Below are 4813 nucleotides of genomic sequence, written 5' to 3'. Positions count from 1 at the left end.
TCGGCAATCTGCTGGGCGTCTCCTGGAGTGACGTGATTCAGATCGTCGTTCTCGGCGCGGTCGCCTTCGCGATCCTCGTCGCGAAACGCCGCGACTTCACGCTCTATGCGTTCGACCCCACCCATGCGCACGCCATCGGTCTGAATCCGAGGAACCTCGGTGCCGCGCTTCTCGCGCTTCTCGCCCTGACCTCCGTGGTCGCACTGCAGGCGGTCGGCGTGATCCTGGTCGTGGCGATGCTCAACATTCCGGGCGCCACCGCGTACCTGCTCACCGATCGGTTCGGGCGCATGCTGGTCATCGCGCCGGTGACGTCCGCGGCGTGCGCAGTCATCGGGCTGTATCTGAGCTACTACCTCGACACCGCGTCCGGCGGGATGGTGGTGCTCACGCAGGGGGCGGCGTTCGCGCTCGTCTACCTCTTCAGCCCGCGCCACGGCCTCGTGGGGACCCGCATCATGGCCATGCGCCGTGCGCGGTTGAAGCCCTCTCGACGGTCGGGTCAGTCGTCTGTCGTGGACACGTAGAGGGCGTCGGCTGCGGAACGTCCGAGCGGCACCGACGGCCCCGTGGCCATGGCGCGGACCTCCAGCGCGTCCGAGAAGGGCGACCCTTCTCCGACCTCCAGGGTCGCGCCGACGACGATGCCGTGCTGTTCGAAGAATCGCAGCAGCGTCGGATCCGCGTCGGAGATGCGCTCAACGACCGCGCGGCGGCCAGAGCCCACTTCCGTCAGTGGGACGGCATCCGGGATCTGGACGGAACCGTCGGCGGAGGGGATCGGGTCGCCGTGCGGGTCGCGCGTGGGAAAGTCCAGCAATTCGTCGATCCGGTCGATCATGAAGTCCGAGACCGCGTGCTCGAGGTTCTCGGCCTCGTCGTGCACCTGATCCCACGAGTAGGCCAGGGTGCGTACGAGGAACGACTCGATCAGCCTGTGCCGTCTGACCATCGCCAAGGCGTAGGAGCGCCCCTGTTCGGTCAGGTGCACGGATCCATAGGGCGTGTGCTCGACGAGTCCCTGTGACGAGAGCTTTCGCACGGCATCGGATACGGATGACAGCCTCAGCCCGGTCCTCTTCGCAATCAGCGTGGTCGTCGCAGGGTCGGAAGACCATTCCGTCAGACCCCAGATGGCCTTCAAGTAGTTCTGCGTACTTGCGGACAGCTCAGACACGGACACCGATCCAGTGTAAGCGCGGACGGGAATCCCAACCGGGCAGCATAATGTGAGGTTTGGCTACCCTTACTGTTTTCTTGCTAGGGTCTGAACGTTTGTGTTCATCGAGTGATTGGTCTTCGCCGTGCGCCGCAGTTACCCCTTCGCCGTGATCGCCGCAGCATCCGCCCTGTTGCTTGCCTCGTGCGCCGCAGCAGAAGAGAGCTCCGAACAACCCGCTGGCGGAGGAGAGGGCATCACACTCGAGCACCCCTCGATCGACGGTCTTGCGATCGACTTCGACGCTCAGCCGGAGAACATCGTGATGGACTGCTACGCCTACAGCTCCCTGCACGAGTACGGCATCGAGCCCGTCGCCCTCTTCGGCTACGAGTGCGACAACCCGTTCGTCATGGGCGATGCCGACATCTCCGGCATCGATATGGTCGGCAAGGACGGCGAGATCGACGTCGAGAAGCTCGCCGAGCTGCGGCCCGACGCGATCGTCGGCCAGGGCAGCGCCGAGGGGTGGTCGTGGTTCGACGAAGACGTGAACGCGCAGGTCACGCGCGTCGCGCCGTTCGTTCCGCTGCCGGGCAGCGAGACCATCGACGCCCGGATCGCAGACACGCGCGAGATCGCCGCCTTCTTCGGCGCCGATGTCGAGGCCGACGCGGTCGTGCAGGCGGACGCGGACCTCGCGGCCGCCAAGGAGGCGTTCAGCGACGCGATCACCGACAGCGGTCTCAACATCATGCTCACCAGCCCGACGAAGGAGATGCTCTACACGGGCGTCGGCTTCGCCCAGGCGACGCTGCTCGAGGAACTCGGCGCGACGATGGGCGGCGCCGACGCCCCCGAGACGGGCAACCCGTGGGGCCAGGTCGCCTGGGAGGACGCGTCGACGTACCCGGCAGACATCCTGCTCATCGAGGGCTACAACGACGACTTCGCGTTCACGACGGAGCTGTGGGACGCGCTCCCCGCGGTGAAGGCGGAACAGCTCGGAGCATGGAGCTCAAAGGGCGCCATGACGGCGACGACCTACGCGTCCTGGCTGAATGACGTCGCCGAGCTCGTCTCCTCGTCGACCAAGGTTGCTTGATCGCGGGATGAGCTCGCAGCCCGCAACGCTCGGATCCGTCCCGCGCGATCCCGCGCCGAGGACGGGTCCGGGTGCCCCCGCGACCGGCTCTCACACCGCGCGGCGGTGGCTCGGCCTCGTTCCTCTCGTGGCGCTCTGCGTCGTCGCCCTCGCCGCGAGCATGCTCGTCGGTTCGCGCGCGATCCCGGCGGGCGACGTGCTCTACGGTCTTCTCCACCCGGACCCGGATGAGGCACTCTCGCAGACCATCTGGTTCTCCCGCGTGCCGCGGACGGCGCTCATCCTCGTCGCGGGCGTGGCTCTCGGCATCGCGGGCACCCTGATGCAGGCCGTGACGCGAAACCCGATGACCGATCCCGGCATCCTCGGCGTCAACGCGGGCGCTTCGCTCGCCGTCGTCGTCGGCCTGGCCTTCTTCGGCGTGGGCGACATCTCGCAGTACATGTGGTGGTCCTTCGCCGGCGCCATGGTCACCTCCGTGCTCGTGTTCATGATCGGCAACACCGGATCCGCGCGCGGCAACCCGGTGCGGTTGACGCTGTCGGGCGTCGCGCTGGGCGCCGTGCTCTCGGGCTTCTCCTCGGCCGTCCTGCTGACGAACTCCCACGTGCTCGAGAAGCTCCGCGGGTGGTCAGCCGGAACGACCGCCTCGCAGCCGCTCGATGCGACGATGGCCATCGTGCCCTTCGTCGTCATCGGCGTGGTGATCGCGATCCTGAGCTCGCGTTCGCTCAACGTGCTGGCATTGGGGGAGGCGTCCGCTGTGGCCATGGGGGCGCACCCGAACCGGATCCGCACCGTCGTTCTCGTCGCGATCGCCCTGCTCGCGGGCGGGGCGACCGCCGCCGCGGGCCCCATCGGCTTCCTCGGCCTGCTCGCCCCGCACCTCGCGCGCATGGTGGTCGGCCCCCACCAGGGCTGGATCCTGGCCTACTCGGCATTGATCGCACCGACCGTGATGGGCTTCGCCGACGTGCTCGGCCGCGTCATCACGACCGGCGAGGTCCCGGTGGGCGTCGTGACCGCCTTCATCGGCGCGCCCGTGCTCATCTATATGGTGCGACGCTTCCGCGTCGCGGAGATGTGATCCCCCATGACGAGTCTCGACTTCGGTCGGAAGGTCTTCCGCGTCGGGCGGCGGGTGCGGCCCTTCCTCATCGCCGACGTGCGGTCGACGGTGGTCTGCGGTGCGCTGTGGATCGCCATCGTCGCGCTCGCCGTCTACAGTGCGTTCTCGGGCTCGGCCCAGATCACTCCCGGTGAGGCCCTCCAAGCGCTGATCGGTCGCGGCGATGCCTACACCTCGATGGTGGTTCTCGAATGGCGTGCGCCGCGTGTGCTCCTCGCCGTGCTCCTGGGCGCCTCGCTCGCGATCAGCGGTGCGATCTTCCAGAACCTGACGGGGAACCCGCTCGGATCCCCGGACGTCATCGGATTCCAGACCGGCTCGTACACGGGCGCCCTCATCGTGATGCTGCTGCTCGGAGGCGGTTCCGCCGAGACGATGGCCGGGGCGCTCCTCGGGGGCATCGCGACCGCGTTCGTCGTGTTCTTCCTATCCTCCAAGCGCGGCGCCGTGCGCGGGGTGCGGCTGATCATCGTGGGTATCGGCGTGAGCGCCATGCTCGCGTCGATGAACGTGTGGATCCTGCTGACCGCCACGGTCGAGGACGCCATCATGGCGAGCCTGTGGGGCGCGGGCAACCTCTCGGGGGTCTCCTGGGCGACATTGCTGGGTGTGTTCGGCGGATCCGTCGTGTTCCTGCTGGCCTCCCTCGCGCTGAGCCGGCCGATGCGGCTGATGCAGATCGGAACGCCGTTCGCGACCGCGCTCGGTCAGAATGTCCGCGTCGTGCAGGTGGCGGCGATCGTTATCGGCATCGGTCTGATGGCGCTCGCCACGGCCTCGGTCGGGCCGATCTCGTTCATTGCGCTCGCCGCTCCGCAGATCGCCCGACGCGTCGTGCGTTCCGACGGGCTCGCGCTCGGCCCGACCGCCGCGACCGGTGCGCTGCTGCTGCTCCTCGCGGACGTGCTGGCGCAGCGCATCTATCCGGATTCCCCGCTGCCGGTCGGCATCGTCACGGTCTCGATCGGCGGGCTGTACTTCCTGTGGCTGCTTCTGCGAGAAGGAAAGAAGAGATGACCCGTCTGATGGCCGAGAAGGCCGCGCTCGGATACGCCGACAAGCTCATCTGCGAAGAGGTCACGGTCGAGATCCCGGATGGCGCCTTCACCGTGATCGTCGGGCCCAACGCCTGCGGCAAGTCGACCCTGCTCAAGAGCCTGACCCGCCTGTTGCCGCCTGCACGTGGCCGGATCCTGCTCGACGGCCGCAGCCTGCACGGTCTGCCGACGAAGCAGGTCGCACGAGAGGTCGGCCTGCTGCCGCAGGGACCGATCGCACCGGACGGTATCCGCGTGATCGATCTCGTGACGCGAGGCCGGTATCCGCGTCAGCGGCTCTTCTCGCCTTGGTCTCCCGAGGACGAGGCGGCCGTCGCCGGCGCGATGGACGCGACGGGGATCCGTCATCTCTCGGGCCGCAT

6 protein-coding genes are annotated in these 4813 nt (G+C 67.9%); 5 read left to right on the top strand and 1 reads right to left on the bottom strand.

All coding sequences use genetic code 11. From position 1 onward, the window contains the following. Positions 1 to 527, top strand: a 527-nt coding sequence (locus Q1J95_RS14490; protein ID WP_300268821.1) for a metal ABC transporter permease, incomplete at its 5' end; no start/stop codon positions are given. Here Q1J95_RS14490 and Q1J95_RS14485 read toward each other — a convergent pair. Then, complete coding sequence (locus Q1J95_RS14485; protein ID WP_300268818.1) at positions 503 to 1183, bottom strand: metal-dependent transcriptional regulator; 681 nt, start codon at positions 1181 to 1183, stop codon at positions 503 to 505. The genes Q1J95_RS14490 and Q1J95_RS14485 overlap by 25 nt on opposite strands. A gap of 121 nt (positions 1184 to 1304) precedes the next feature. Here Q1J95_RS14485 and Q1J95_RS14480 point away from each other — a divergent pair, with 121 nt between their 5' ends. The 4 genes from Q1J95_RS14480 to Q1J95_RS14465 form a co-directional block, all read left to right on the top strand. Further along, the gene (locus tag Q1J95_RS14480; RefSeq protein ID WP_300268816.1) at positions 1305 to 2264 is read left to right on the top strand and encodes an ABC transporter substrate-binding protein; all 960 of its coding nucleotides are present in this window, start codon (positions 1305 to 1307) and stop codon (positions 2262 to 2264) included. A 7-nt stretch (positions 2265 to 2271) separates the two neighbouring features. Next, positions 2272 to 3351, top strand: coding sequence for an iron chelate uptake ABC transporter family permease subunit (locus tag Q1J95_RS14475; protein ID WP_300268814.1), 1080 nt, complete (start codon positions 2272 to 2274; stop codon positions 3349 to 3351). Positions 3352 to 3357: 6 nt separating this feature from the next. Continuing rightward, positions 3358 to 4410: an iron chelate uptake ABC transporter family permease subunit gene (locus Q1J95_RS14470; RefSeq protein WP_300268811.1), complete on the top strand. Its 1053-nt coding sequence runs from the start codon at positions 3358 to 3360 to the stop codon at positions 4408 to 4410. Next, the coding region (locus Q1J95_RS14465) for an ABC transporter ATP-binding protein (protein WP_300268810.1) at positions 4407 to 4813 on the top strand (407 nt) is incomplete at its 3' end. The genes Q1J95_RS14470 and Q1J95_RS14465, both read left to right, overlap by 4 nt.

This window comes from Microbacterium sp., assembly GCF_029263575.1.
In the GTDB taxonomy this organism is placed as follows: domain Bacteria; phylum Actinomycetota; class Actinomycetes; order Actinomycetales; family Microbacteriaceae; genus Microbacterium.
This window is presented reverse-complemented; position numbering and strand designations above follow the sequence as displayed.

Excerpts from the sequence above, each read along its gene's own strand:
- Q1J95_RS14470 (WP_300268811.1), top strand. The coding sequence starts at position 3,358 with ATGACGAGTCTCGACTTCGGTCGGAAGGTCTTCCGCGTCGGGCGGCGG.
- Q1J95_RS14475 (WP_300268814.1), top strand. The coding sequence starts at position 2,272 with ATGAGCTCGCAGCCCGCAACGCTCGGATCCGTCCCGCGCGATCCCGCG.